This window comes from [Clostridium] citroniae WAL-17108 (assembly GCF_000233455.1).
Taxonomy (GTDB): domain Bacteria; phylum Bacillota; class Clostridia; order Lachnospirales; family Lachnospiraceae; genus Enterocloster; species Enterocloster citroniae.
Window position 1 is genome coordinate 355,552 of record NZ_JH376420.1, and the last position, 25,358, is coordinate 380,909.

General features: G+C 50.9%; 21 protein-coding genes and 1 pseudogene. 1 reads left to right on the plus strand and 21 read right to left on the minus strand.

Going from position 1 to position 25,358, the window contains the following annotated elements; all coding sequences use genetic code 11:
- Window positions 1-236: 236 nt before the first annotated feature.
- The 18 genes and pseudogenes from HMPREF9469_RS01570 to HMPREF9469_RS32275 all read right to left on the minus strand — a co-directional run.
- Window positions 237-596, minus strand: a pseudogene (locus tag HMPREF9469_RS01570) (ParB/RepB/Spo0J family partition protein); the annotation flags it as partial.
- Complete coding sequence (locus tag HMPREF9469_RS01575) at window positions 574-1,371, minus strand: ParA family protein (RefSeq protein WP_007858465.1); 798 nt, start codon at window positions 1,369-1,371, stop codon at window positions 574-576. The pseudogene HMPREF9469_RS01570 and the gene HMPREF9469_RS01575, both read right to left, overlap by 23 nt.
- A 48-nt stretch (window positions 1,372-1,419) precedes the next feature.
- Complete coding sequence (locus tag HMPREF9469_RS01580) at window positions 1,420-1,818, minus strand: DUF6075 family protein (RefSeq protein WP_007858466.1); 399 nt, start codon at window positions 1,816-1,818, stop codon at window positions 1,420-1,422.
- A 262-nt stretch (window positions 1,819-2,080) separates the two neighbouring features.
- Window positions 2,081-3,577: a lysine--tRNA ligase gene (gene lysS / locus HMPREF9469_RS01585; protein WP_007858468.1), complete on the minus strand. Its 1,497-nt coding sequence runs from the start codon at window positions 3,575-3,577 to the stop codon at window positions 2,081-2,083.
- 43 nt (window positions 3,578-3,620) lie between these two features.
- Window positions 3,621-4,103 carry a transcription elongation factor GreA gene (gene greA / locus HMPREF9469_RS01590; protein WP_002574940.1) on the minus strand — a complete coding sequence of 161 codons (483 nt, stop codon included), beginning with the start codon at window positions 4,101-4,103 and terminating at the stop codon, window positions 3,621-3,623.
- A gap of 108 nt (window positions 4,104-4,211) precedes the next feature.
- Entirely contained in the window at window positions 4,212-5,207 is a 996-nt protein-coding gene (dusB, locus tag HMPREF9469_RS01595; protein ID WP_007858470.1) for a tRNA dihydrouridine synthase DusB, read from the minus strand.
- Entirely contained in the window at window positions 5,208-5,558 is a 351-nt protein-coding gene (locus HMPREF9469_RS01600; RefSeq protein ID WP_007858471.1) for a DUF6145 family protein, read from the minus strand.
- 95 nt (window positions 5,559-5,653) lie between these two features.
- Window positions 5,654-6,628 carry a 6-phosphofructokinase gene (gene pfkA / locus HMPREF9469_RS01605; RefSeq protein WP_007858472.1) on the minus strand — a complete coding sequence of 325 codons (975 nt, stop codon included), beginning with the start codon at window positions 6,626-6,628 and terminating at the stop codon, window positions 5,654-5,656.
- A 91-nt stretch (window positions 6,629-6,719) separates the two neighbouring features.
- Complete coding sequence (locus tag HMPREF9469_RS01610) at window positions 6,720-10,205, minus strand: DNA polymerase III subunit alpha (protein ID WP_007858473.1); 3,486 nt, start codon at window positions 10,203-10,205, stop codon at window positions 6,720-6,722.
- A 139-nt stretch (window positions 10,206-10,344) separates the two neighbouring features.
- Entirely contained in the window at window positions 10,345-10,602 is a 258-nt protein-coding gene (locus tag HMPREF9469_RS01615) for an HPr family phosphocarrier protein (RefSeq protein ID WP_007858474.1), read from the minus strand.
- A gap of 125 nt (window positions 10,603-10,727) precedes the next feature.
- Window positions 10,728-11,687, minus strand: a complete 960-nt coding sequence (whiA, locus tag HMPREF9469_RS01620; RefSeq protein ID WP_007858476.1) for a DNA-binding protein WhiA — start codon at window positions 11,685-11,687, stop codon at window positions 10,728-10,730.
- Window positions 11,688-11,691: 4 nt separating this feature from the next.
- Window positions 11,692-12,564 (minus strand): RNase adapter RapZ, encoded by an 873-nt coding sequence (gene rapZ / locus HMPREF9469_RS01625; RefSeq protein ID WP_007858477.1) that lies wholly within the window; start codon window positions 12,562-12,564, stop codon window positions 11,692-11,694.
- 36 nt (window positions 12,565-12,600) lie between these two features.
- A complete protein-coding gene (murB, locus tag HMPREF9469_RS01630) occupies window positions 12,601-13,509 on the minus strand; it encodes a UDP-N-acetylmuramate dehydrogenase (protein WP_007858481.1) in 909 nt (302 codons plus the stop codon).
- 30 nt (window positions 13,510-13,539) lie between these two features.
- Window positions 13,540-14,472 carry an HPr(Ser) kinase/phosphatase gene (gene hprK / locus HMPREF9469_RS01635; protein ID WP_007858482.1) on the minus strand — a complete coding sequence of 311 codons (933 nt, stop codon included), beginning with the start codon at window positions 14,470-14,472 and terminating at the stop codon, window positions 13,540-13,542.
- 102 nt (window positions 14,473-14,574) lie between these two features.
- Window positions 14,575-16,449 carry an excinuclease ABC subunit UvrC gene (gene uvrC / locus HMPREF9469_RS01640; protein WP_007858484.1) on the minus strand — a complete coding sequence of 625 codons (1,875 nt, stop codon included), beginning with the start codon at window positions 16,447-16,449 and terminating at the stop codon, window positions 14,575-14,577.
- Between the two features lie 59 nt (window positions 16,450-16,508).
- The gene (locus tag HMPREF9469_RS01645; RefSeq protein ID WP_007858490.1) at window positions 16,509-17,837 is read right to left on the minus strand and encodes a putative glycoside hydrolase; all 1,329 of its coding nucleotides are present in this window, start codon (window positions 17,835-17,837) and stop codon (window positions 16,509-16,511) included.
- A gap of 338 nt (window positions 17,838-18,175) precedes the next feature.
- A complete protein-coding gene (locus HMPREF9469_RS01650; RefSeq protein ID WP_007858491.1) occupies window positions 18,176-19,798 on the minus strand; it encodes a mannitol dehydrogenase family protein in 1,623 nt (540 codons plus the stop codon).
- A gap of 341 nt (window positions 19,799-20,139) precedes the next feature.
- Window positions 20,140-20,280, minus strand: coding sequence for a hypothetical protein (locus tag HMPREF9469_RS32275; RefSeq protein WP_007858493.1), 141 nt, complete (start codon window positions 20,278-20,280; stop codon window positions 20,140-20,142).
- 370 nt (window positions 20,281-20,650) lie between these two features.
- Between HMPREF9469_RS32275 and HMPREF9469_RS01655 the strand changes: the two genes are divergently transcribed.
- Window positions 20,651-20,869, plus strand: a complete 219-nt coding sequence (locus HMPREF9469_RS01655; RefSeq protein ID WP_007858500.1) for a helix-turn-helix domain-containing protein — start codon at window positions 20,651-20,653, stop codon at window positions 20,867-20,869.
- On the opposite strand, the gene HMPREF9469_RS30480 is transcribed toward HMPREF9469_RS01655, so the two are convergent.
- From HMPREF9469_RS30480 to HMPREF9469_RS01670, 3 genes are all read right to left on the minus strand, one after another.
- Window positions 20,866-21,585, minus strand: coding sequence for a hypothetical protein (locus tag HMPREF9469_RS30480; protein ID WP_007858502.1), 720 nt, complete (start codon window positions 21,583-21,585; stop codon window positions 20,866-20,868). The two genes, HMPREF9469_RS01655 and HMPREF9469_RS30480, sit on opposite strands and share 4 nt — an antisense overlap.
- A 175-nt stretch (window positions 21,586-21,760) precedes the next feature.
- The gene (locus tag HMPREF9469_RS01665) at window positions 21,761-23,224 is read right to left on the minus strand and encodes a glycoside hydrolase family 32 protein (protein ID WP_007858504.1); all 1,464 of its coding nucleotides are present in this window, start codon (window positions 23,222-23,224) and stop codon (window positions 21,761-21,763) included.
- A gap of 46 nt (window positions 23,225-23,270) precedes the next feature.
- Window positions 23,271-25,178: a sucrose-specific PTS transporter subunit IIBC gene (locus HMPREF9469_RS01670; RefSeq protein WP_195415288.1), complete on the minus strand. Its 1,908-nt coding sequence runs from the start codon at window positions 25,176-25,178 to the stop codon at window positions 23,271-23,273.
- Window positions 25,179-25,358: the final 180 nt, after the last annotated feature.

Below are 25,358 nucleotides of genomic sequence, written 5' to 3' on the forward strand. Positions count from 1 at the left end.
AGCCTTCATCCTCATATAGTACCTTTCGCCTCGACACTCAGTCGCAGCCTGGAAGCTTCGCTGACTTGTGCCTTTACAAACGTGCTGTTGTCCCCTTTATGTTTCCACTCGAGGTTAGTTGTTGGCGATAAGATTGTGTTTTTCACACTTGATAATTTTTCTTATTGCTTTCTCAGAGCAAAATCATAATGACCCACGCCGCTTGGGTGTCCACCCCAAGCGCCTTACGGGCGCACGGAATCTACCATAATGATAACCGCCTCATCATCTGTCAGGTCCCGGACAATCGCCGGCATTTCTGGAAGACCGACTAATTCACAGGCCCGTTTTCTTCTGTGTCCTGCAATGATCTCATAATTCCCCTGCACCTTATCTTCCCGCACGATTGCCGGAACAAGGACGCCATACTGCCGGATACTCTTAACCGTTTCCTGCATCTTTTCATCGTCCGGCACACGGAATGGGTGGCTTTTAAAGGAATGGAGACTGGATAACGGCAGGTTCAGTACGCTCTCCCCTGCTTTTTCCGCCTGTTTCTCCCCAAACAGGTCATCATAAGATGTGAATACAATTTTATCCGCACTTCGGCTGCTCATAAGAAAGTACCTCCCTGGTCAACGCCTTGTACCCTTCCGCAACGATTCCTCTGGGTGCATGAAGGAAAATGCTCTTTCCCTCCGCACTGGTTTCAGCGGCTTTAATGGAAAGGGGAATGCAGTTCTCAAAAATATGGATTTTCTCCCCGTAGGCGCCACGGAGCTTTTCAGAAATATCCTTTGCAAAATTAGTCCTTCGGTCTACTTTCGTCAGCAGAATCCCCTCTATCTGAAGTCCCTGATTTAACTGCCGACGGACCCGGCCAATGGTTTTGATTAGCTGCTGAAGCCCTTTCACAGACAGATACGCCGCCTCCACAGGAATCAGAACGCTGTCCGCCGCCACAAGGGCGTTAATCGTCATCATCCCCAGCGAAGGCATGGTGTCAATCAATATGTAATCGTAAGACCGGCGCATTTCATTGACATACTGCCTCATGATTGTTTCCCGGCTCATTACGTTTACAAGGGTGGTTTCCAGTCCGGCCAGTTCAATATTGGCCGGAAGGAAATCCACACCCTCGTCGTGATGGTGAATCCCCTCTGACGGTTCCCACGGCTCATCGTTCACCACCTTCTCCATCAGGTTCACCAGCGTCACCTCCAGTTCATCCGGCTCCGCCACTCCCAGACACGCCGACATATTCCCCTGGGCATCGGCGTCAATTAAGAGTACCCGTTTTCCCTCTTTTGCCAATCCGATACCCAGATTCACACAAGTCGTACTTTTTCCCACACCGCCTTTTTGGCTGGCGATTGTAATTACCCTGCACATATCTTACCTCCGTTTCTTTTCTCGCATATATGCTACATCAATGCCATCTCAGGCAGCGCCGCAATATTCCGGATACCTGATTTTGACAGCCTGCCAGAAGTAAGGCGCATATCCGCAGCAGAACAAGTCTTCAACCGTATATCTCTGGCATTCCTCCAACTGTTCTTCTGAATCATCATAGTCGTAGACACTGGGAGTCCCGTTGTTATACAAGTTAAATGCCATACGAATAATTTTAGGACTTCCGAACGTCTGCCAGCCTTCGTGCAGGCACTCTGTTTTTACATATCCAGTTTTGAAATCATAAATTTGATTGATGTTTCTTCTGGTATCCTCGCTGATCCCGAGGCAGTACACCAGCGCCTCATGATACACGTCCTGATATCTGCATTTTGCCAAATACTCCTTATAAAAACTCTCGTGCTGTTCATTCTTAAAAATCACCAAATCATCCCTTTCTTTTTAATGTAGTATGCTGAATTATCTGGAACAATCATCTCAATTCAAGTAACAAAAAAGGACACCTTCACTCGAAAATGAAAATGTCCTTTTCTTGAATATGCCAGTAACCTGATTCTACTAACCCAGATACCCTATTCCATATGATTCCATATCTCTACATATCGTGATGTAAATTTGATGTATTTTTGATGTATAAACCGTTTTTTCCGGCTTTAAAAAGCCCGCAAACCCGCATAAAACCTAGCTTTTATTTTTCTAAGCTCTTCATCGTGGGGAACAGCAACACATCCCTGATCGCCGGTGAATCGGTAAGCAGCATGACCATACGGTCAATACCGAATCCGATTCCTCCCGTAGGCGGCATACCCACTTCCAGGGCGTTCAGGAAGTCCTCGTCCGTATGGTTTGCCTCCTCGTCTCCCTGTGCCAGAAGCTCCTCCTGGGCTTTAAAGCGCTCCCTCTGGTCAATGGGATCATTAATCTCTGAGTAGGCGTTAGCCATCTCCCAGCCGTTCATAAAGAACTCAAAACGCTCCACATAATCGGGATTGCCCGGTTTTTTCTTGGTCAGAGGGGATATCTCCACCGGATGATCCAGCACAAAAGTAGGCTGTACCAGATGTTCCTCCGCAAACTCCTCAAAGAACAGGTTTAAGATATCGCCCTTCTTATGGCGGGCTTCAAACTCAACGCCCTTTTCCTTGGCAATGGCCCTTGCTTCTTCCAGGGTGTGGATCTCATCAAAGTCCACGCCCGCATACTTCTTAACAGCTTCCACCATAGTGATACGCGCAAAGGGCCGGCCCAGATCCATCTCCACACCCTTATAGGTAATGGTTGTGGTGCCCAGGACTGCCTGGGCCACATGGCGGTACAGGTTCTCCGTCAGCTCCATCATACCGTTATAGTCCGTATATGCCTGGTACAGCTCCATCAGGGTAAACTCAGGATTATGGCGGGTATCCAGCCCCTCGTTGCGGAATACGCGGCCGATCTCGTACACTCTCTCAAGTCCGCCCACGATCAGTCTCTTTAGGTAAAGCTCCAGGGAAATGCGCATCTTCAGATCCTCATCCAGCGCATTAAAGTGGGTTTCAAAGGGCCTGGCCGCAGCGCCGCCTGCATTGGCAACCAGCATGGGGGTCTCCACCTCCATAAAGCCCTGGCCGCTTAAATAGGTGCGGATCGCAGAAATGATCCTGGAACGCTTGATAAAGGTATCCTTTACCTCCGCATTCATGATCAGATCCACGTATCTCTGGCGGTAACGGGTATCCGTGTCGGTCAGTCCGTGGAACTTTTCCGGAAGCACCTGAAGGCTTTTGGTGAGAAGGGTCACCTCGGCGGCATGAATGGAGATCTCACCTGTCTTGGTTGTGAACACAGTTCCTTTAACGCCCACGATATCACCGATATCCATCTTCTTAAAATCTTTATAAGGTTCCTCGCCTATGCTGTCCCTGGCAACATAGACCTGGATGGTTCCCTGCAAGTCCTGTACATTGCAGAAAGAAGCTTTGCCCATCACACGCTTGAACATCATACGTCCTGCGATGACTGCTTCCTTTCCTTCCCACTGCTGGTAATTATCTTTCACATCCATACTGTGGACAGTCACATCATATTTTGTAATCTGGAAAGGATCCTTTCCAGCTGCCTGAAGTTCGGCCAGTTTCTCCCGGCGCGCTTTCAGCACATGATTCAAATCCTGTTCCGTCTGGTTAACCTTCTGCTGCTCTCCCACGTTTCGCACTCCTTTGTGTTCGTCTATTCTTAAACCGTGTCCTCTATGACACTCTCTGGATCTCCAGTACCTTGTACTGGATATCTCCTGCCTGTGTCTCCACGTCAACGCAGTCTCCCACTACCTTGCCTATAAGGGCACGGCCCACCGGAGACTCATTGCTGATCTTATTCTGCAGGCTGTTGGCTTCTGTGGAACCTACAATATAGAATTCCATCTCCTCGTCATACTCCACGTCCAGAAGCTTTACCTTGCAGCCAATGTTGATCTTGTCAAGGTCGATCTCGTCCTCAACCACAACCTCTGCATTCTTAAGCAGCTTTTCCAGCTCCTCGATACGAAGCTCGATATCCCTCTGCTCATCCTTAGCCGCATCATACTCAGCATTCTCGGACAGGTCGCCCTGTTCCCTTGCTTCCTTGATCTTCTGCGCAACTTCTTTTCTCTTTACAACTTTCAGATTCTGCAGCTCATCCTCATACTGTTTGAGTCCGGCATAGGTTAATATGTGTTTCTTATCCGCCATCTTACCTGCTTCCTTCCTTTACTTCATATAATTTATGTTTGATTTCACTTAAGTATCTCTCTCAATGTCCACACATTCTGTGTATTATATAAGAAAATATGATGATTGTCAAGAATGGTTTCCATCTTTTCCCCCTGTATTTACCGGGATCCTCTGATTCAGCAGTTCGGCAAGCCCTTCCAGGGTTTCCACCTGGTTGATCTCATTTCTCAGGGCCGCGGAGTGAGGCATCCCTTTGGTGTACCATGCCATGTGTCCCCGCATCTCACGCATGGCGGTGGACTCCCCCTTATACTCCACCAGCATACGGCCATGGCGCAGGACCATTTCGCGTATCTCTTCTATAGAAGGTTCAGGCAGAAGTTCCCCTGTATCCAGGTAGTGGTTGATCCGTCTGAATATCCATGGGTTGCCCTTGGCTCCCCTGGCCACCATCAGGCCATCGCAGCCTGTTTCCTCCATCATGCGCTTGGCGTCCTGGGGAGTGAAAATGTCCCCGTTTCCGATTACAGGGATCTTCACCGCCTCCTTCACCCGGCGGATGATATCCCAGTCGGCCCTGCCTGAATAGTACTGCTCCCTGGTCCGCCCGTGGACAGCCACTGCAGCCACCCCGCAGCTCTCAGCCATCCTGGCAAACTCCACCCCGTTGACGCAGCTGTCGTTAAACCCTTTCCGGAATTTCACCGTCACCGGCTTTTTCACTGCCCTGACCATGGCTGTAAGGATCTCACCCGCCTTCTTGGGGTCCTTCATCAAGGCGGAGCCCTCCCCATTATTTACGATCTTCGGCACAGGGCATCCCATGTTCACGTCAATAAAATCATAGGGCCCGTCCTCGATCCTGGCAGCGATCTCCCCCATGATCTCCGGGTCGGAGCCAAACAGCTGTACGGCTGCCGGACGTTCCTGGGGATGGATCTGCAGCAGTTCCTTTGTATTCCTGTTATTGTAAAGGATAGCTTTGGCGCTGACCATCTCAGTCACAACACAACCGGCTCCCTGCTCACGGCAGAGCAAACGAAATGGCAGGTCCGTCACTCCTGCCATGGGCGCCAGTATTACATTATTCTCAAGAAGGGTGTTTCCAATTCTTAATTTCATCTATTCTTCCCCATCTTCATCCGGCGTGATCTCTTCTCCCAGGAAAAATGTCCTGTAATACAGTTCCAGAGCCTTAAGCAGCTCCCTTTTTTCTTCCTGATACTGCTTGATCTTAAGGACACTTCCGATCTCGTCAAAGAGGTAGTCCTCCTCAGGAGCCGTCACCTTGAATTCCAGGCTGCCGCTGTCGTCAAACTCCATGGTCAGGATCCCGCCCACATCCTCTGTGTACAGGACGCACATGATGTGCAGCTCGTCCTGTATGGACTGTGGAAGGGAGGAGAAATCCTGGTTGAAATAATATTTCTGCTCATAGGAATTGGCTCCGCAGAGCACCTTTGTATCCATCATCTTATCTCTCCACAAAAGTCCGCTGCCCCCATAATCATTTCAGAGGCGCGGACCTTCCATTCTCAATTATTCGGTTTTTCTCATCATCATACAGACTATCTAACAAGCATCTTGGCGATCTCATACTGCTCTTCCGGGATATCCTTTGACATGTTCAGGGCTTCCTGAATGTCGTAGTCCACAAACTCACCGTGCTTATATGCCACCAGACGGTTGCTCTTGCCCTCTGCCAGAAGTTCTGCCGCCTTGGCGCCCATGATGGACGCATAGACTCTGTCCTTACAGGTGGGTGTGCCGCCGCGCTGCATGTGTCCCAGGATCGTTGCCCTGGTCTCAATGCCGGTAGCTGCCTCAATGCGCTTTGCCATGGAACCGGAATGGCCGATCCCCTCCGCATTGATAATGATATTATGTTTCTTGCCCCGCCTGCGGTTGTCAATGATCCTGTTGATCAGGGCCTGCTCATCCCCGTCATAGCGTTCCGGAAGCAGAATGTCCTCAGCTCCGTTGGCAATACCGCACCACAGGGCGATATAGCCCGCGTTCCTTCCCATAACCTCCACGATACTGCACCGCTCATGGGATGTGGAAGTATCACGGATCTTATCAATGGCCTCCATGGCAGTGTTCACAGCCGTGTCAAAGCCAATGGTGTAATCTGTACACGCAATGTCCAGGTCGATGGTTCCCGGAAGCCCGATGGTATTGATCCCAAGGGAGGAAAGCTTTCCCGCGCCCCGGAAGGAACCGTCTCCGCCGATCACAACCATACCGTCAATCCCATGCTTGCGGCAGATCTCAGCCCCCTTTTGCTGACCTTCCGGTGTGGTAAATTCCTTGCATCTGGCTGTGTAAAGGATGGTACCGCCGCGGTTGATGGTATCAGATACACTTGTGGATTCCATGTCCACGATCTCTTCTTCCAGGAGTCCTGCATAACCGCGCATGATCCCCTTTACTTTAAGTCCCTTGTTGATTGCCACACGAACCACTGCGCGGATCGCCGCGTTCATACCCGGCGCATCTCCGCCGCTTGTGAGTACTCCAATGGTTTTCACTGCCTTTGCCATAGCAATTTACCTCCTTGTATTAAGCACATGCTCTCATCTGCCTGTGCAATGTCACTCTTATTCATTCTCTCATGTTATGCCCAACGCTATTCTAATGCATTTTTCCCAGCTTTTCAAGACCTTTTTCTACCACTTTGACATTTTTTTCACCAAGTTCAGTTTTAAGTTCAGCTACGAGCCGGTCCGTGACCTGGACGCTCCAGGCGGCCGGAAGCATCTTTTTCGCCCTCTCTTTTTGAAGGTAAATGATGACCCGGTCCTTTCCCTCGCTAGTCTTAAGCACATTCAAAAGCCTGGGTTCACTGGCCTGATATCCTTCCTTGTCCTCATACTGAAGCCAAAGCTCCTTGGGCGTATGTTCAAAGGGCACAACCTGTTCACACACCAGCTTTCCCACCGGGTCATCCCCGATGGATACACGGCCCCGGATAAAGAGCTTGGCATCCTCTGTGAACAGCTCCCGGTTGGCTTCGTAATCCTTGGGGAACACAATGACCTCCACCGAGCCCATGAGATCCTCCAGGGTAATGAAGGCCATCAGCTGGTTGGTCCTGGTGGTCTTCACCGTCTTTCCGGCCACCAGTCCTCCTATGACAGCCCGGGTGCCGTCCTCCACCCCGGCTTTCTCCGTCTCCTCGTCCACGATAAAATCAGCCGAGGTTGCCGATATGTTCTTACGCCACGCCTCCTCATAATCGTCCAGGGGATGACCGCTGATGTACACGCCCAGGATCTCCTTTTCAAATGCAAGAAGTTCTTCCTTTGAGTATTCCCCCACATTGGGAAAGGTAATCTGGTATTCGCTCCTGTCCTCCTCGCCCGCTATGTCAAACAGGCTCAGCTGGCCCTCAAACATGGACTTGCGCTCCCTGGCCTTTTCATCCAGCATGGTGGGCGCCACCGCCATCTTCTGGCGCCTTGTTCCCGGCAGGGTGTCCAGCGCTCCCGACTTGATAAAGTTCTCCAGTGTCCGCTTGTTCACCTCTTTCATGGTCATCCGGCCCACAAAATCCTCCATGGAGCGGAAGGGACCATCCTTCTCCCGCTCCGCCAGGATGGCATCCACCACCGGCTTTCCCACGCTCTTGATGGCGGACAGGCCGTATCGTATGGCGTCCCCGGACACGGAAAAACCGCTCTCTCCCTCATTGATATCCGGCGGAAGCACCGGGATATTCATCATCCTGCGGCAGGTGAGGATATATTCGGAGAATTTCCCCACATTGTCCATGACCGATGTCATCAATGCCGCCATGAACTCCCGCGGATAATAATACTTAAGGTAGGCCGTCTGGTAGGAAACCACCGCATAGGCCGCTGCGTGGGACTTGTTAAATGCGTACTTGGCAAAGTCGATCATCTCGTCATAGATGTGATTGGCCGTCTTCTCGTCAATGCCGTTGTTCACGCATCCCTTTACGCCCTCCTCCTCATTGCCGTACACAAAGTTGTGGCGTTCCTTTTCCATGACCGATGTTTTCTTTTTACTCATGGCGCGGCGGACCAGGTCGCTCCGCCCCATGGTATATCCCGCCAGGTCACGCACGATCTGCATTACCTGCTCCTGGTACACGATACAGCCGTAGGTGGGGCTCAGTATATGTTCCAGCTGGGGGCACTCATAGGTGATGCTGGCCTTATCGTTCTTGCCCTTTAAGTATCTTGGGATAAAGTCCATGGGACCCGGACGGTACAGGGAGATGCCTGCAATAATATCCTCCAGGTTCTCGGCCTTAAGCTCCTTCATGAAGCTCTTCATCCCCCCGCTTTCCAGCTGGAACACGCCCTCCGTCCTGCCTGTGCCGATGGATTCCAATACCTGCCTGTCATTAAAATCAATTTGGTCAATATCTATGGAAATCCCGTAATCCTTTTCCGCCAGCCTGACCGCGTTCTGGATCACGGTCAGGGTGCGCAGACCCAGGAAATCCATTTTAAGAAGCCCCAGCTCCTCTATGGTGGTCATGGTAAACTGGGTGGTGATGGTACCGTCCGCCGCCCTGGAAAGGGGTACGAACTCATCAATGGACCTGCTGCCGATCACCACGCCGGCCGCATGCATGGAGGTATGCCTTGGAAGCCCCTCCAGACGCTTGGACATATCGATCAGATAGCGGACCTGCTGGTCCTCATTGTACGCCTTTTTAAGGTCCGGATTCATGGTCAGGGCTTTTTCCAGTGTCATACCCAGATCACCCGGGATCATCTTGGCGATGGTGTCGCACAGGGCATACGGAAGGCCCAGGACCCTTCCCACGTCCCTGACCACACCCTTGGCAGCCAGGGTACCAAAGGTGACGATCTGCACCACCTGGTCCTTGCCGTACTTGCGCACAACATAGTCAATGACTTCCTGGCGTCTCTCGTAACAGAAGTCAATATCAATATCAGGCATGGATACCCTCTCCGGGTTAAGGAAACGCTCAAACAGAAGGCTGTAGCGCATGGGGTCGATGTTTGTAATGCCCAGTGTATATGACACCACGCTGCCGGCAGCTGAACCGCGGCCGGGCCCCACCATGATATCCTGCGAACGGGCGTAGTTGATAAAATCCCAGACGATCAGGAAATAATCCACATACCCCATGGTACGGATCACATCCAGCTCATAATCCAGGCGCTGGCTCAGGGTCCCGTCATCATCCGGGTACCTGGTCTTAAAACCTTCCCGGCACAGATGATTTAGGTATCCCCAGGAATCAAAGCCCTCAGGGACCTCATACTTGGGGAGCTTTGTTACCCCGAACTCAATGTCCACATTACAGCGCCGGGCAATCTTATGGGTATTGTCCAGGGCCTCGGGAGCGTAGGGGAACAGGGCCCGCATCTCTTCCTCGGATTTGCAGTAGAACTGCCCGCCCTCATAGCGCATCCGATCCTCATCCTCCACCTTTTTGCCGGTCTGGATGCACAGCAAAATATCATGGGCCTTCTCATCCTCGGCAAAGGTGTAATGGATATCATTGGTAGCCACCAGTTCCAGGCCTGTCTCCTTGCTCATACGCATCAAGCCCTGGTTGACCAGCCTTTGGTCCGGCAGGCCGTGGTCCTGGAGTTCCAGGAAAAAGTTATCCTTTCCAAATATCTCCACATAACGGCCGGCGGCCCGCACCGCTTCCTCATACATCCCTCTTGCAAGGTTGCGCTGCACCTCCCCTGCAAGGCAGGCGCTGAGAGCGATCACGCCTTCATGGTAGGTTGTCAGCACCTCATAGTCCACCCTGGGCTTATAGTAGAATCCATCCACAAACCCCTTGGACACGATCTTCATCAGGTTTTCATATCCTTTGTTGTTCTCAGCCAGAAGCACCAGGTGGTAATAGCGGTCCTCGCCGCTGACCGTCTCCCTGTCAAACCGGGAGCTGGGAGCCACATAGACCTCGCACCCCAAAATGGGTTTGATCCCCGCTTCCTTTGCTGCTTTATAAAAATCAATCACACCATACATCACGCCGTGGTCCGTGACAGCCATGCTGTCCATGCCCAGCTCCTTTGCCCTGGCGGTCAGCTCCTTGATCTTACAGGAGCCATCCAACAGGCTGTATTCCGTATGGACGTGTAAGTGGGTAAATGCCATCTGCCATCTTCTCCTTATCCGTAATACATGTCATATGTGTTATAGTTTAGCATAGAATCCGCCAAATGAAAAGAACCAGGCAAAAGTGATGCGCCTGGTCCTGCTGTTATCTATGATTATACTCTGTACAAAGGGATGGTCATTCCTGGTTTTTTAAATACTTCTCAATCTCAGAAACCGCCAGCTCCTCATCCGCACCCTCAGCCTCTACCGTAATGGCCTTGCCTGCAGTCAGGCACAGCGTCATCATACCCATGATGCTCTTGGCGTTCACACGCTTAGCCTCGGCTTCCAGATAAATCTTGCTCTCATACTGGCTTGCCACCTGCACCAGCATTGCTGCCGGCCTTGCTTCCAGTCCTGATGACAATTCAACTGTGATCAATTTCTTTACCATAATTATCCTCCTCATTCCTTTGAATGGTACACAGCCGGCCGGAACCATGCTACGGTTCCCACAGCTGCCATTCCGGTGCCCATACTGAATTGTACTTAATGATACATTAATGAATACACGCCGTACTACTTCCCCGGCAACTGCTGCCGCATATCATCTGCGATCTGGCTCAGTTTCCTCAGCCGGTGATTGACCCCCGACTTGCCCACGGGCGGCTCCAAAGCCTCCCCCAGCTCCTTCAGGGTCGCTTCCGGACGTTCCAGCCTTATACGGGCCATATCCTGAAGTCCTTCGGGAAGCCCCTCAAGACCTATGGTGTCCTGGATATAGCGGATATCCTCCATCTGCTTTACCGCGGCAGACACCGTCTTATTGATATTGGCAGTCTCACAGTTCACCTGACGGTTCACGTTCCCCCGCATCTCCCTGAGAATACGGATATTCTCAAACTCCATCAGTGACACAGGTGCTTCCATCACATTAAGGATGTCCACAATCTGGTTCCCCTCTTTGATATAAACCACATAGTACTTTTTCCTCAGCACGATCTTTGGTTCCATATCAAAAGCGGCTATGATGCCTTTAAGCTGCTCAGCCTTTGCCATGGAAGAGCATGTGATCTCAAAATGGTAAAATTTCTCCGGGTCGCTGATGGACCCTGACGCGAGAAATGCTCCTCTGATAAACGCCCTTCTGCAACAGGCATTCTGAACCACCACATTGCGCACCAGTGAAAGGTTCTCCCGAATCTCCCCCTGGTCATCAATGAGCTTGGCCGCCTGAAGTACCTTAAGTGCATCATCATGTTCCCTGACTGCTACAATATATGTCCGGTTTCGCGAAAGATTCCCACCTCTGCGAATTGAAACATCAGTACTTATATTAAATGTTTTTTTCAATAATGTAAAGTACTTTCTTGCAACTGCCACATTTTCCGTATGGATTTCAATGGTAAAATGGTCGGATGCCGATATTTTCACACGCCCGCAAAGGCTTAAAATTGCGGCTGTCTCAGCGATCTGGCAGTGTCTCGCTGCCGGAACCTGTCTGGAAAGCTCATCTTTTACTCTGGAAGAAAACGACATTCTATCACTGCTTCCTTTTATTGTCTTTGTCAATGTCTCTGTGTTCTATTTTGATCCCATACTCCCCAAACGCAGCAAGGTGCCCGTAAAGGGCATTGGCCATGGCAACGGAACGGTGTTTGCCCCCGGTACACCCCACCGCGATCACCAGCTGGTTCTTCCCCTCGCCAATATAATTGGGCAGCAGAAAATCCACCATATCGTACAGCTTGTCCAGAAACGCCTGTCCGGTCCCGCCCTGCATCACATAATCACGGATGACCTGGTCCTCCCCAGTAAGGGGGCGCAGTTCCTCCACATAGTAGGGATTTGGAAGGAAACGCACATCAAACACCAGATCCGCATCCTCGGGTATCCCGTACTTGAAGCCAAAGGACAGGACCGTGACAAACATGTTGCTGTACTCCCTGTCCTGAAGAAAAATCTTCTCCAGCTCCTGCCTCAGTTCCCTGGTAAGGAGTTTGCTGGTGTCAATGATAAAGTCCGCGTCCTTTTTCAGGAAAGCCAGCTTGACCCGTTCCTTCTCAATCCCCTTATCCAGCCGTCCCGTGCCTGCCAGCGGATGGCTGCGGCGGGTCTCCTTATAGCGTTTGATCAGCGTTGCGTCATTGGCGTCCAGAAACAGGACCTGGAAGTCCAGGCCCGTGTTTTTCCATCCCCGCAGGATCTCGTCCAGATGGTTCAGCTCCTCGCCGCTTCTGATATCGATCCCAAGGGCGGCCTGGGCGATATCTCCGCCCCCTGACACAAGCTGGGCAAATTTATCCACCAGGGATATGGGAAGGTTATCCACGCAGTAAAATCCCATATCCTCCAGCATCTTTAAAGCAATTGTCTTGCCTGCCCCGGACATTCCCGTTACAATCACAAGCTTCATCTTTCTACCTCAGTCATCTCATTACACTCCGGATCGTCAAAATTCACCCCAGCGCTTTACTTCCATTTCCAGCTCCACACCGGATATCTCCTTCACGGTCTTCCTGATATGGCTGCAAAGTTCCATCACATGGCCGGCTGTGGCATGATCCTTGTTGATCACAAACCCGCAGTGCTTTTCAGACACCTGGGCTCCCCCCACCTGATATCCCCTGAGTCCTGCATCCTCTATGAGCTTTCCGGCAAAATACCCCTGGGGCCGTTTAAAGGTGCTGCCAGCGCTGGGGTATTCCAGGGGCTGCTTTTCTCTTCGCCTGGCTGCCAGTTCCCTCATCCGTTCTTCAATGGCGCCCCTGTCCCCGGGCCTTAGTTCATAGACAGCTTCCAGCACAATATATCCGCGGGAAGGAATGCAGCTGGTACGGTATCCCAGTTCCAGATCCCCGGCGGGCAGGTCAAGTATACGGCCCTCACCGGTCATCACTCTGGCCGACTTCAGTATATCCTTCATCTCTGAACCATATGCCCCCGCGTTCATCACCAATGCGCCGCCTGCGCTTCCCGGTATCCCTGCGGCAAACTCCATTCCGGTCAGGGAATGCTCCAGGGCCAGATGGGCCGCCCGTCCCAGGAGCTGCCCCGCTCCTGCCCGCAGCAGATTCCCATTTACCCCAAGTCCGCTCAATTGCTCCGTGGAGATGACCACACCTTCACAGCCCTTGTCACTGACCAGAAGATTACTGCCATTTCCCAGGATCCTCCATAAGACCCGGCTCTCCCTGCATATACGCAGGACTTCAGCCAGATCCTCCTCCACGGCAGGGCACACAAACAACTCGGCCGGTCCCCCAATCCGAAAAGAGGTGTGCCTGCTCATGGGTTCCATGGGCATGCACACGGATTGTTTTGACACAAATGCGTCTTTTATTATTTGTTCCAAATTCAAATTCCAGTCCTCGCTAAACATTCATATTAATTAGTCTTCGCTGGCCTTGCCAAGATTGGCCTGCACTCTCTTGTACAGTTCCTGGGCAGCATTATAGCCCATCTTCTTCTGACGGTAGTTGACAGCCGCAGACTCCACGATAATAGCCAGGTTGCGTCCCGGACGGATCGGTATGGTATGGCACACCACCTGGTTGCCCAGGAATTCCGTATAGTTGTCTTCCAGACCCAGCCGGTCATACTCTTTATCCTTGCTCCAGTCCTCCAGCTTAATGACCATATCAATGTTCTGGGTATCCTTAACGCTCTCCACACCAAACAATGTCTTCACATCAATGATGCCGATACCGCGCAGTTCAATAAAATGCTTTGTGATATCAGGCGCGCTTCCCACCAGAGTGTCATCGCTGACCTTGCGGATCTCCACCACGTCATCTGTCACAAGGCGATGGCCTCTTTTGATCAGCTCCAGGGCAGCCTCACTCTTGCCAATGCCGCTCTCGCCCATGATCAGCACGCCTTCACCAAATACATCGATCAGCACGCCGTGAATGCTGATGCAGGGAGCCAGCTTAACATTCAGCCAGCGGATGATCTCCGCCATCAGGGCCGAAGTCGTCTTATCGGACACAAGACAGGGCACGCCGTAGTAGTTGCAGTATTCCAGCAGGTCCTCATCCGGCTCCTGGCTGCGGCTGAACACCAGACAAGGGATCTGGCTGGATGTCAGCTTATCATACATCCTGCGCTTCTGCTCCCGGTCCATAGTATTAATATATGCTTCCTCCACATATCCAATGATCTGAACCCGTTCTCTGTCAAAATGATCAAAGAATCCTGTCAGCTGCAGGGCCGGACGGTTAACATCCGGATGGGTCAGTACGATCTTGTCCGTATCAATATCCGGAGTGGTGTTGCGCAGCTTCATCTTTTCAATTAATTCCGTTATGGTTACTCCATGCATGGTAATACCCCCTTAGGCTGGTTCTATTTCTATCATACTATCACAAATTGACCTGGTTGTCATGTGTTTTCTCTCCTGCACATTTCCATATTCTGGATATTTCTATTCATCAGCAGGTTTGTGAAAAAAGTCATACACGGCCTGGGCAGAGCGCCGGTTCATCTGGGGAGCCTGCTCCAGCTCCTCCACCCCTGCCCCGCGGACAGACTCAATATCCTTAAAATGGCGCATCAATGCTTTTCTTCTGGCCGGGCCGATTCCGGGAATGTCGTCCAGGATGGATCTCACCTGCCCCTTTCCTCTCAGGCTTCTGTGGTATTCAATGGCAAACCGGTGAGCCTCATCCTGTATTCTTGTGATCAGGCGGAACCCCTCGCTGTGCCTGTCAATGGGAACTTCTATATTATTGAAATAAAGCCCTCTGGTCCTGTGGTTATCGTCCTTGACCATACCGCACACGGGAATGGAAAGACCCAGCTTGTCAAGGACCTCCAGGGCAATGTTTACCTGTCCTCTTCCGCCGTCCATCATGATCAGGTCCGGGAACCGGGTAAAGCTTCCCATACTGAGGTCGCCGCCTTTGTCCTCCAGCTCCCTGACCTCCCGCATCCCGTGGGAAAAGCGCCTGGTGAGCACCTCCTCCATGGAAGCATAATCATTGGGTCCCTGAACGGTCTTGATCTTAAATTTCCTGTAATCGCTGCGCTTTGGCTTTCCATCCTCATACACCACCATGGAACCCACGGACTCCACTCCGCTGGTGTTGGAGATATCAAACGCCTCCATACGCCGGATTCCCCCAATGCCGATCAGCTCGCCGATCTGGTTCATGGCGCCGATGGTGCGCAGCTCCTCCTTCTTGATCCGCTCCTTATCCTGGGACAATACAAGCTCCGCATTCCTTGCAGCCAGTTCCACCAGGCGCTCCTTCTCCCCCTTTTTCGGCACCACAATACGCACCTTCTGGCCCCGTCTGGCAGTTAGCCACTGGCTGATCACCTCCTCATCAGCCAAAGGATGCTGAAGCCACAGCTCCCTGGGAATAAAAGGCGTCCCTGCGTAAAACTGCTTGACAAAGCTGTCCAGGATCTCCCCCTCGTTCTCCGCCATGGTGGCTGATACATGGAAATGGTCCCTGCCGATGAGTTTGCCTTCCCTGATAAAGAACACCTGTACCACCGCATCCTTTTCGTCCTTTGCCATTGCCACAATATCCCGGTCTTCCATACTGCTGCTGGTGATCTTCTGCTTCTGGGCCACCTGCTTCACGCTGCTAAGGAGCTCCCTGTACTCAATGGCCCTCTCGAAATCCAGGTTTTCCGATGCATTCTGCATCTTTTCCTCCAGGGTTTTGATCAGGGGATCATATTTTCCGTTAAGAAAATCCAGGGCCAGGCTGAAGTTGGCCTGGTAATCTTCCCTGGAAATATAGCCCTGGCATGGGGCATCGCACTGCTTGATATGGTAGTTGAGGCAGGGCCTGTCCTTTCCGATATCTTTGGGCAGGCTTCTGCTGCAGGTGCGGATGCGGTACAGCTTGTGGATCAGGTCCAGGGTGTCCTTCACTGCGCCGGCACTTGTATAAGGCCCAAAGTATTTGCTTCTGGAATCCTTTTTCATATCCCTGGCAAATAAAAGGCGCGGATAGTCCTCCCCTGTGGTGGCCTTGATATAAGGATAACTCTTGTCATCCTTTAGCATGGTGTTGTACCTGGGCCGGTGCTCCTTGATCAGGTTGCACTCCAGCACCAGAGCCTCCAGCTCCGAGTCCGTGAGTATATATTCAAACCATGCGATATGGGAAACCATCTGTTCGATCTTGGCTGTTTTGTTGCGGCTGCTCTGGAAATACTGGCGCACCCTGTTCTTCAGGCTGATCGCCTTTCCAATATAGATGATCTCATCCCTGTCATTATGCATAAGATAAACTCCCGGGCTGGCCGGGAGTTTCTTCAGTTCTTCTTCTAAATCAAACAATGCTGTCCTTCCTCCATCTGAATCTTTTCAAAACGGTACCGCTGCCCTGTCTTCTGTTTTTACCGGGCCGCGGGATCCTGTGACGGTCCGCTTTCCGGCCCCTGTGTCTCCGTATCCGGCAAACCGGCGTTCTCCGGCGCCTTAGATGCCCTGGACTCCTCTATGGCCTGCTCCTCTGCCGCTGCCTCCTCCGGGGTCAAAAGGCCTCCGTAGTGATAGGAAACGCCTGCATCCCACAGGATCCACTCATCATATCCGGAATCATAGACTGCCTGTATCTGCTGACGCACCTCTTGATCCCCATAGTTCATATAATCCTTAAGATAGGATGCGGTAAAATCCTGGAGCCACGGGCGTACAACCGCCTGTTTCTTATGTTCCTGTCTGGATTCTGCCAGAAGCTCGATGGAATCCTTAAGCGCATGCCTGATCGTATCATACGGCTGTTTGTCCGGATTTTCAATACCAAAATTTCCCGGCCCGTAATGGGAGGGATAGATCATAGGACAGATATAATCCAAATGTTCCGCCATATCCCCATACTCCTGCCCCACAGCCGCGGCATCCTCATCGCTTCTCATGATGGTTCCAAACACATCCGCAGACACAAAAAGTCCCTCTTTGGCCAGCTCGTCATATGCGTAGCTGACAAATTCCGTGATCGCCTGCGTCTTGTCCCGTCCCCTGGTATCCGCCTCGTCAAACACCACATCCTTCATAGTCCTGTCCACGGCAAAACGGATATAGTCAAACTGGATTTCCTTAAATCCCATTTCCCCGGCTTTTTTGCCTACCTCTACCAGGTAATCCCACACTTCCTGTTTATATGGGTTTACCCACGCAAGGCCCTTGTTATCCCGGTAAATGCTTCCATCCTCCACATGCAGGCTCCACTCAGGCTTCTGTTCAGCCAAATACGGATCCCGGAATGCAACCACCCTTGCAATGGGATAGATGTCATGTTCGTTCAGCTTCCGGACCAGCCCCGGCAGATCACCGATAAAGGGCTGACAGGCATTGATCTCATTGACCGTGGGCGAATCCATGGCAAAGGTGATCCTTCCCTGATCGTCCTTCACATCAATGACCACTGCGTTGAGCTCCGTTTTGTCGATCTCCTCAATGATCCGGTCCATCATATCGCCAGTCCCAGCCACATAAGCCGACACGTAGATGCCTTTTACCTTAACCGGATTCCTGGGAGGATAGGATGATATGGAAATCACCTCCGCCTCCGCGGGAGCCGCTTCTTCTGTGGCCTCTGTCCGTACTTCGGCTCCTGATTCCGAAGCGCTCTCCTCCACCCTTGTCATCTCTTCCGATGGTTCATATCTGGTGCACCCGGTGAGAACCAGTGCGATCATTCCTGCTGCTATCCACCTTTTCATACGTAACCTCTGTCTTTCTCTTTCCTATCTCTTTACCCCAGCTGACAAGGTGGGCTTGTGTGACCTTGTCCCCTTAGGTATCTATATGTAAAAGGCAAACGCCTGTCAATCCGGTGAAGCCGGCAAAACTTCAAGTTCGTTCCCACTATAATAGCATATCCTTTAAGTTTTGTACATAAAATATGACATTTTTGTTACGTTTTGATTAATTTCTCCCACTTTCTGTAAAAATATGAGACTAAAAATCCCGGCGGGAAGTGATCATCACTCCGATCTGCCGGGATTTCTTTCTGGACCCTTCTATGAGCCGTTCTATGGGACATTCTCTGTCTTATTATCTATCGAACCTCTGCCAAATGCTTTTTAAGGGCTGCCCTTACGGCTCCTTTTCCTGCAATCAGTTCAGTGAATATGCTCTCCACATATTCTCCCAGGCCGGCCTCATACAGATCCACGCCGAATATTTTGGCATCGCTTAAAATGGGCTGCAGGACCATGTGCACATCGCACGCTTCTCCGATCCTGACACTGCTAAGCTTTGACGCCAGACCTTCATACATAGGATCCGGGCTTACGGTAAAGGCATTTCCTTCATCATCCACGCCCAAAAGATAGCGGCACCATCCGGCCTGCACCATGGGGATGAATTTGAGGGATCTGACATCCAGCTCAGGTCTTGCCATATATTCCTTAATGGTTTCCCCAAATCGGATGGAAAGCTTCTGTGAGGTGTCGCAGGCAATCCTCTGTGGCGTGTCAGGCATGAATGGGTTCGGCACACGGATCATCAGAACCTCATCAATAAACTTCTCAGGTGAAAGGATGCCCGGGTCTGTGACCACGGGAAGGCCCTCCTTGTATCCGATGATCTTCACCAGCTTTACCAGATCCTCGTCTTTCATTTCCTCGCTGATTTTGGTGTAGCCAAGAAGGCATCCGTACACAGCCAGGGTGGTATGCAGCGGGTTCAGGCAGGTACATACCTTCATACGCTCCACCTTTTCAACCGTATCCCTTGTGGTGAACATGACTCCGGCCTGCTCCAGAACAGGGCGACCGTTTGGAAAAGCATCCTCGATCACCAGATATTCTGCCTCCTCCGCATTGACAAAAGGAGCCACGTATGTATTTTTGCTTGTGATAATGCTCTCCGTATCTGTAAATCCAGCTTCCTCCAGCATTTTCTTAACGCTGTCATCAGGACGAGGAGTGATCTTATCAATCATGCTCCATGGGAACGATACCTTTGCAGGATTCTCAATATATGCCAGAAATCCTTCTGCCGCCAGTCCCTTCTCATCCCATGCCTTGGCATAGGCATCCACTGCTGCCAGCAGTTTGTCGCCGTTATGGGAGCAGTTGTCCATGCTAACCAGGGCCAGGGGTGCCCCGCCGTGGGTGTATCTCCAGTGGCACAGGGATACCAGCTTGCCGATATAGCTGTCCGCCTTGTCAGGACCTGCTTCAAAATCAGACAATACATCCTGGTGGAAGGATCCATCGGCGGCAGTGATGCTGTAACCCTTTTCCGTAATAGTAAAGCTGACCATCTGGAGTGTGGGACTGGCAAAAATGTCCTTTAAACGGCTCCAGTCCGCCTCGTCCTGGCGGTCCACTGTCAGGGATTCGGCCAGACTGCCGATCACGGTCTTTTCAATGGTTCCGTTAGCCTTCAGGGTCACCAGCAGGCTTAAGTCATCCTGGGGCCTGTATGCCTTTTTAATGATCTCATAATCATATCCTTCAGCCACAATGATACCTGTCTTTTCAACGCCCTTATTCAATAGCTTCTGCTGCAGAGCTGCCGGAAATGCGCGGAAAATATTCCCCGCTCCAAAATGGATCCACTGAGGGCACTCCCTGGTTGCTGCTTTCATGGCTTCCCTGTCAAACTCCGGCAGTTGAATGCCGGCAGCTTCCCACTGTGCCCCGTTCTTCAGTTCACTGTCTAATAAATGCATGATCTTTCCCTCCTGAATGAATGATATTGCCCACTGTCGTATTGCCCACTGTTGACTTTTTAAACCTTTTTGTATTTCATGACCCTATCTTATCACCCAAAAAGCCAATAATCCATGTCCCTTTTTGCCGACTACATTGCAAAACTTGCTGTCACCGGGATAATGTCCGCTGCCCCATCCCGTGAATACCCACGATCACCTTATCAAGTATAAAAGAGCCGCCGCCCTCTTGACTTTCCTGAACATAAAAGGAAACCGTGGCGTTATGACCGGTCTCCTTTTACTATGTTGCCTTTATTATGTTGTTTTTCTTGTGTTACTTTTCCTTTTGTTGCTTTCCTTCACTTGATCACTGATGAAACACTGGAATGTTCCTTCTGGTCAAACATACCCTCAGAACTGGCCGCTGCCGCATTCACCATGATCAATAGTGCCGCCAGCAATACCCATGCAAAACTGCCCAGAACCTTTCTGATCTTCATCTTACTCCGCCTCCTGGATTCGATTCATAAGCTGCATCTTCCACGCTGCTTAGTCTCAGTCCGTTATCTTATTATACAAACTTTTCGGAAAAATGCAAGTCCTATTCCTCTTACTCTGTCTTACATTTTCCTTAAAAGAGAAGATGTTTTTTTATCCATACTCAAGGGGAATCCCCATTATTTCTCCGTTCTCTATATAGAAGCTTATGAAATAAGGCTTTTTTCACCTTTTTTTGCGGTAAATTCCGCACCCTTTGGGCCAGAGGACTATTTTATACGTTAAACTTGATTATAGTTTTTTAAGCGACTATGGTCATATTTTTAGCCGTATTTTATTCTATAAATATATCACAAGAAGAGAGGATACACCGTGATTACATATGAACCTTTTTGGAACACTTTAAAACATTCTGAGGAATCTACCTACACTCTGATTTATAATCATAATCTATCAAGCTCCACCATTGACCGGCTGCGCAAGAACAAACCTCTGAGCACAACCACCATCAATGACCTGTGCCGGATTCTGGACTGTGATATCAATGACATTATTTCCTATCAGCGGTCGGAAAACGATCAGGTGCTTTAGACAGCACTTCTTTCTGCTATCTCAACCGCCATCTTTGCCGCTGAATCCACCGCATCTTTGGCATCATCCTCCCAAAGTGCATATCGGATCCCGCCATGCTCCCATGTGGCCAGAACGCCATGTATATCAGAATTTTCTATGGTAACCTCCAGGGTGATCTCAATCCTTGCCCCATCTTTTGCCGTAGCCATCCAAGTCTGCTTCTTTTGCTCATCAAACATATAATAAAAGACCGATGGATCTCCATCCTCTGTCCTGCATGCCCGGACAATGACATCTGATCTTGAAAACTCATCATAGAACATGACCTGGCGGACGCCGCCCTCCTCCGTGCTGTACACCGGATCACTGTACCAGTTTTCATTCATCGGCAGCCCAATCTTTATCTCCTGCTTTTCATGGGAGGAAAAAGCCCCACTGTCATCCGCACCTGGTGCTTCGCCGGACTGTCCTGACGCTTCTTTTGGCAGATCCCATAAATCGCCGGCGGATTCAGGCTGTTTTGAGCCTGACTGGTTGGCAGACATCTCCTCTGATGGCAAAGCAGTCTCCTCCATTGGCAAAGCAGTCTCCTCCGTTGGCACATTCCTCTCCTCCGTTGGCACCGCTGCCGGCTGCGCAGACTCGGTCTTTCCCGTCCCTGACTGGCAGGCAGTGAGCATTAAACCTGTACACAGTGCAGCGGACAGGATCCTCGTTTTTATCCGAATTTTCATTAATACCTCCTCTTTTTCCGTTTCCCGGGACCACATTATGATTCATATTTTAGCATATAGCCCGGTTAATTGCAAAAGAAAGGATATGGCCCAAAGCCATATCCCCGGAATACCTCTGCTTATAATACCTCTGCTTATAATTCTTCTGCTTGTAATACCTCAGCCCATCGCATCTCTACTCATATATAAATCCGGATAGATCATACAGATCAACGCATCCTGAACATGCTCCATCTGCCCGGATGCTTCCCTCCATCCCATATACTCTGGTGGTAAAGACTTCCTCCCCCCCGTTGACAAACACTTCCAGGGATGAAGTGTCGGAAAACACCTGAAGTTCCCTCAGATCATCAACCATTACGCTCCTGTTTGTCCTCCCGCTGCCCTTCCCTCCCATATCCAGGGTCAGCAGACGGTTTTCATAGTTCAGGGTAACTCCGGCGCGGAGGGTCAGGGTCATCCGTTCACATGCACCAAACTGGAAGCAGGCCTCGTAGACGATCTCTTTTTCCCCGGCCTCATTCAATTGTCCCAGATCATATGTCCTCCCATGGCAGCGCATGTGTTTTAACTCCTCCACCGGGGTCTGGATCAGGCGTCCCCCGGCCCAGTGAAGGACACGGGGAATGGTCAGGGCATGCTGCCAGCCGGCCTGTGTGGTGGGGTTGGTATAATCCGCATCCGGTATCCCCATCCATCCAATGAGGATGCGTCTCCCCGTTTCATCCTCAAAGGTTTGGGGAGCATAGAAATCAAAGCCCCTGTCCACCATGGATATTTTTTCTTGGTTGTCCTCCAAGCGATTCATACGATAAGTATTTGCCCCAAAATCATAATCCAGTCCCATAACCGTACACTGGTGCACATTCCAGAAGTCCACGCCTCTAGGAGCTACTCCCTGGGGGCAGCAGATCAGGCACAGCTGGCCGTCCAGCCAAAAGAGATCCGGGCATTCCCACATATAACCAAAGGGCGCCTCTGTGGTGATCCTGTTATAATATTCCCAGTCCTTCAGGTTCTCCGACCGGTAAAGGAGGACCATCCCTTTGCTTTCCTTATCCCTGGCTCCAAGAGCCATATAGTAAGCGGATCCGTGATAAAAAACCTTAGGGTCGCGTATATGACAGCTCATATCCGCAGGATAGTCACGGTTGGTCATCAGGACCATTTTTTCCGAAAATTCGTATCCGTCCCTGCTGCTAAAATAGATGGTATTGCTCTCCCGTCCGCTCATAATATAATCATGATCATCCCTGTCAAAGCATTTCACATTACCTGTGTAAAAATAGTGGATAGTGCCGTCCTCCACAAAGGCAGAGCCGGAATAAACTCCATGGGCATCAAAATCATGGTCAGGAAATAGTACCGGTTCCTCGCTGGTATAACGGACAAAATCCTTTGTGGTATAATGCCCCCACAGCTTGATCTCGCCGGTGGGTTCAAAGGGGGTATATTGATAATAAATATGGTACAGGCCATGGAGCTGGCACAGCCCGTTGGGATCATTGAGCCAGCCGGTCTCCGGCATCAGATGGTATGCCAGACGGTTCGGGTCAGACTTTACCCGGTCCCTGTATGCCTGATGTTCCCCATACCATTTTTCATAATCTTCTTTGTTAACCTTATGATACTTTTTCAAAGCAAACTCCTCCTGGCGCCTGTGCTCCGACTGTCTGCAGTCATTTTTATTTATATACGGCAACCGCCCTGGTATCTTTGTCTACCTGTGAATCAGCGGATCGCCGGATCCTCAGACCTGCTCCCTCAGGTAATATCATCATGGTCTGTGGATTCAGCCCTTTTTCCCGGATGAGATCCAGGTCTGCCAATATCAGCTGATCCCCCTGCTTTACAGTGTCTCCCTGAGCCACATAGGCTTCAAAGCCCTGGCCGTCCAGCTGTACGGTGTTGATCCCTATGTGAATGAGGACTTCCACACCTGATTCTGTCCTGATACCCACGGCATGCCTGGTGGGGAACAAAAGTGTGACCGTTCCGTCACAGGGAGCATACACCATGCCGTCCTCCGGGTTGATCGCCACTCCATCTCCCAGTGCCTTTGAGGCAAACACCTCATCTTCGGACCGTTCAACGGGAATCATCTCCCCTTTCATGGGCGCATAGAGTACGGCTGTCTGGGTATCCGGTGTCTCAGGTGCCGGTAGCCCTGATACAGGCGCAGCCTTTGTGCTGTCCTGTTTCTCAAGCCCAACCTTTTTCCAGAATACAATGGTCAATGCAAAGGATACTCCCATGGAGAGAATGATCCCGATGGCAAAGTTCATATAATGATCCGGTTTCATGGAGATGAATCCGGGAAGGCCGGCTGCTCCCAGTGCCTGTGCCAAGGTCTTGGTCGCCGCCAGATAGGCGCTTCCCACTGCGGAACCTGCCATGGCCGCATAGAATGGATATTTTAACTTAAGGGTCACACCAAACATGGCCGGCTCCGTGATCCCCAGAAGTGCGGATATGCCGGAGGCGGAACAGATGGATTTGATCTTGTCATTCTTTGTCATCAGAAGTACGGCCAGCACAGCCGCGCCCTGAGCCACATTGTTCATGCTGGCCGTGGAGAAGATGAAACTGCCCCCGGTATGAACGCTGTCGGCAAGAAGCTGTGTCTCGATGGCAATAAAACTGTGGTGCATTCCCGTCATGGTAATGGGTGCATAGGCAAAACCGAATAAGGCTCCGCCCACAGGCCCCAAGGTATTATAAAGCCATGTGATCCCGGCCGCCAGCAGATTGCCCGCCTCCCTCAGGACCGGTCCCACGAAAATGAACGTAAGAAAGGAGGTAACAAGGATGGATAGCAGCGGCGTGGTCAGGTTATCCAGCCAGGACGGCGTCACCCTGCGCAGTCTCTTTTCAATATTTGCCAGGATCCATGAAACTGCAAGTACGGGAAGCACGGTTCCCTGGTATCCGATGGCCGCTATCTGAAATCCGAATATATTCCACATGGGAGGATCCGCGATTCCGATCTGGTAAGCGTTCAGCAGATCCGGATGGACCATGATCATTCCCATGGCGGCTCCCAGAAACGGGTTTCCCCCAAATTTCTTTGTGGCGCTGAAGCCTATGAGTACGGGCAGGAATACAAAGGGTGCATTGGCAAACGTATTAATGGCAGTGGCCAGTCCCTGCCACTGGGGAAACAGGGCAATGACCGCCTGGCCGTGGATCAGAGGTGATGTCAAAAGGTTGTTAAGGCCCATCAGCAGACCGCCTGCAACAATGGCCGGAATAATGGGTACAAAGATATCACTGAGCATTTTAATAAATCTTTGAACCGGATTTCCCTTTTCCTCATTCTTATCCTCCGGCTTTTCCTCCATGACACCCAGCTGCTTCTGTACTTCTGCGCAGACCAGGTTTACGGTGCCTGAACCGAAAATGATCTGAAACTGTGACTGTGTGAGGAATACTCCCTTCACCCCTTCAATATCACTGATGGCCTCCTCGTTGCGCAGTCCGTTATCTCTCAGTTGAAATCGCAGCCTTGTAGCGCAGTGGGCAACTGATCTGATGTTCTCTTTACCGCCTACATACTGAATTACCAGACCTGCTATTTTTGCGTAATCCATAATCTTTCCCCTTCCTTTACATTCAATCGTCCTTGGCGGATCTGCGCGGGCGTCCGTCATGCGTCCATGACAGGATTCCCCTGAGGCGTTCTGCCCATCCTCCGAAGGTTTTTGGTATCGGTTCCATACTTAAATATTAATACCTTTTGCCCTATATGTCAATTAAAATTTGGTACCGGTTCC

Bases quoted from the DNA above. Each gene is read 5' to 3' on its own strand.
- HMPREF9469_RS01615 (WP_007858474.1), bottom strand. From the start codon at position 10,602: ATGGTAAAGAAATTGATCACAGTTGAATTGTCATCAGGACTGGAAGCA.
- greA (WP_002574940.1), bottom strand. From the start codon at position 4,103: ATGGCGGATAAGAAACACATATTAACCTATGCCGGACTCAAACAGTAT.
- dusB (WP_007858470.1), bottom strand. From the start codon at position 5,207: ATGAAATTAAGAATTGGAAACACCCTTCTTGAGAATAATGTAATACTG.
- HMPREF9469_RS01610 (WP_007858473.1), bottom strand. From the start codon at position 10,205: ATGGCATTTACCCACTTACACGTCCATACGGAATACAGCCTGTTGGAT.
- rapZ (WP_007858477.1), bottom strand. From the start codon at position 12,564: ATGAAGCTTGTGATTGTAACGGGAATGTCCGGGGCAGGCAAGACAATT.
- HMPREF9469_RS01645 (WP_007858490.1), bottom strand. From the start codon at position 17,837: ATGAAAAGGTGGATAGCAGCAGGAATGATCGCACTGGTTCTCACCGGG.
- whiA (WP_007858476.1), bottom strand. From the start codon at position 11,687: ATGTCGTTTTCTTCCAGAGTAAAAGATGAGCTTTCCAGACAGGTTCCG.
- pfkA (WP_007858472.1), bottom strand. From the start codon at position 6,628: ATGGCAAAGGCAGTGAAAACCATTGGAGTACTCACAAGCGGCGGAGAT.
- HMPREF9469_RS32275 (WP_007858493.1), bottom strand. From the start codon at position 20,280: ATGAAGATCAGAAAGGTTCTGGGCAGTTTTGCATGGGTATTGCTGGCG.
- HMPREF9469_RS01650 (WP_007858491.1), bottom strand. From the start codon at position 19,798: ATGCATTTATTAGACAGTGAACTGAAGAACGGGGCACAGTGGGAAGCT.
- HMPREF9469_RS01600 (WP_007858471.1), bottom strand. From the start codon at position 5,558: ATGATGGATACAAAGGTGCTCTGCGGAGCCAATTCCTATGAGCAGAAA.
- HMPREF9469_RS01575 (WP_007858465.1), bottom strand. From the start codon at position 1,371: ATGTGCAGGGTAATTACAATCGCCAGCCAAAAAGGCGGTGTGGGAAAA.
- hprK (WP_007858482.1), bottom strand. From the start codon at position 14,472: ATGCATGGAGTAACCATAACGGAATTAATTGAAAAGATGAAGCTGCGC.
- HMPREF9469_RS30480 (WP_007858502.1), bottom strand. From the start codon at position 21,585: ATGAAAATTCGGATAAAAACGAGGATCCTGTCCGCTGCACTGTGTACA.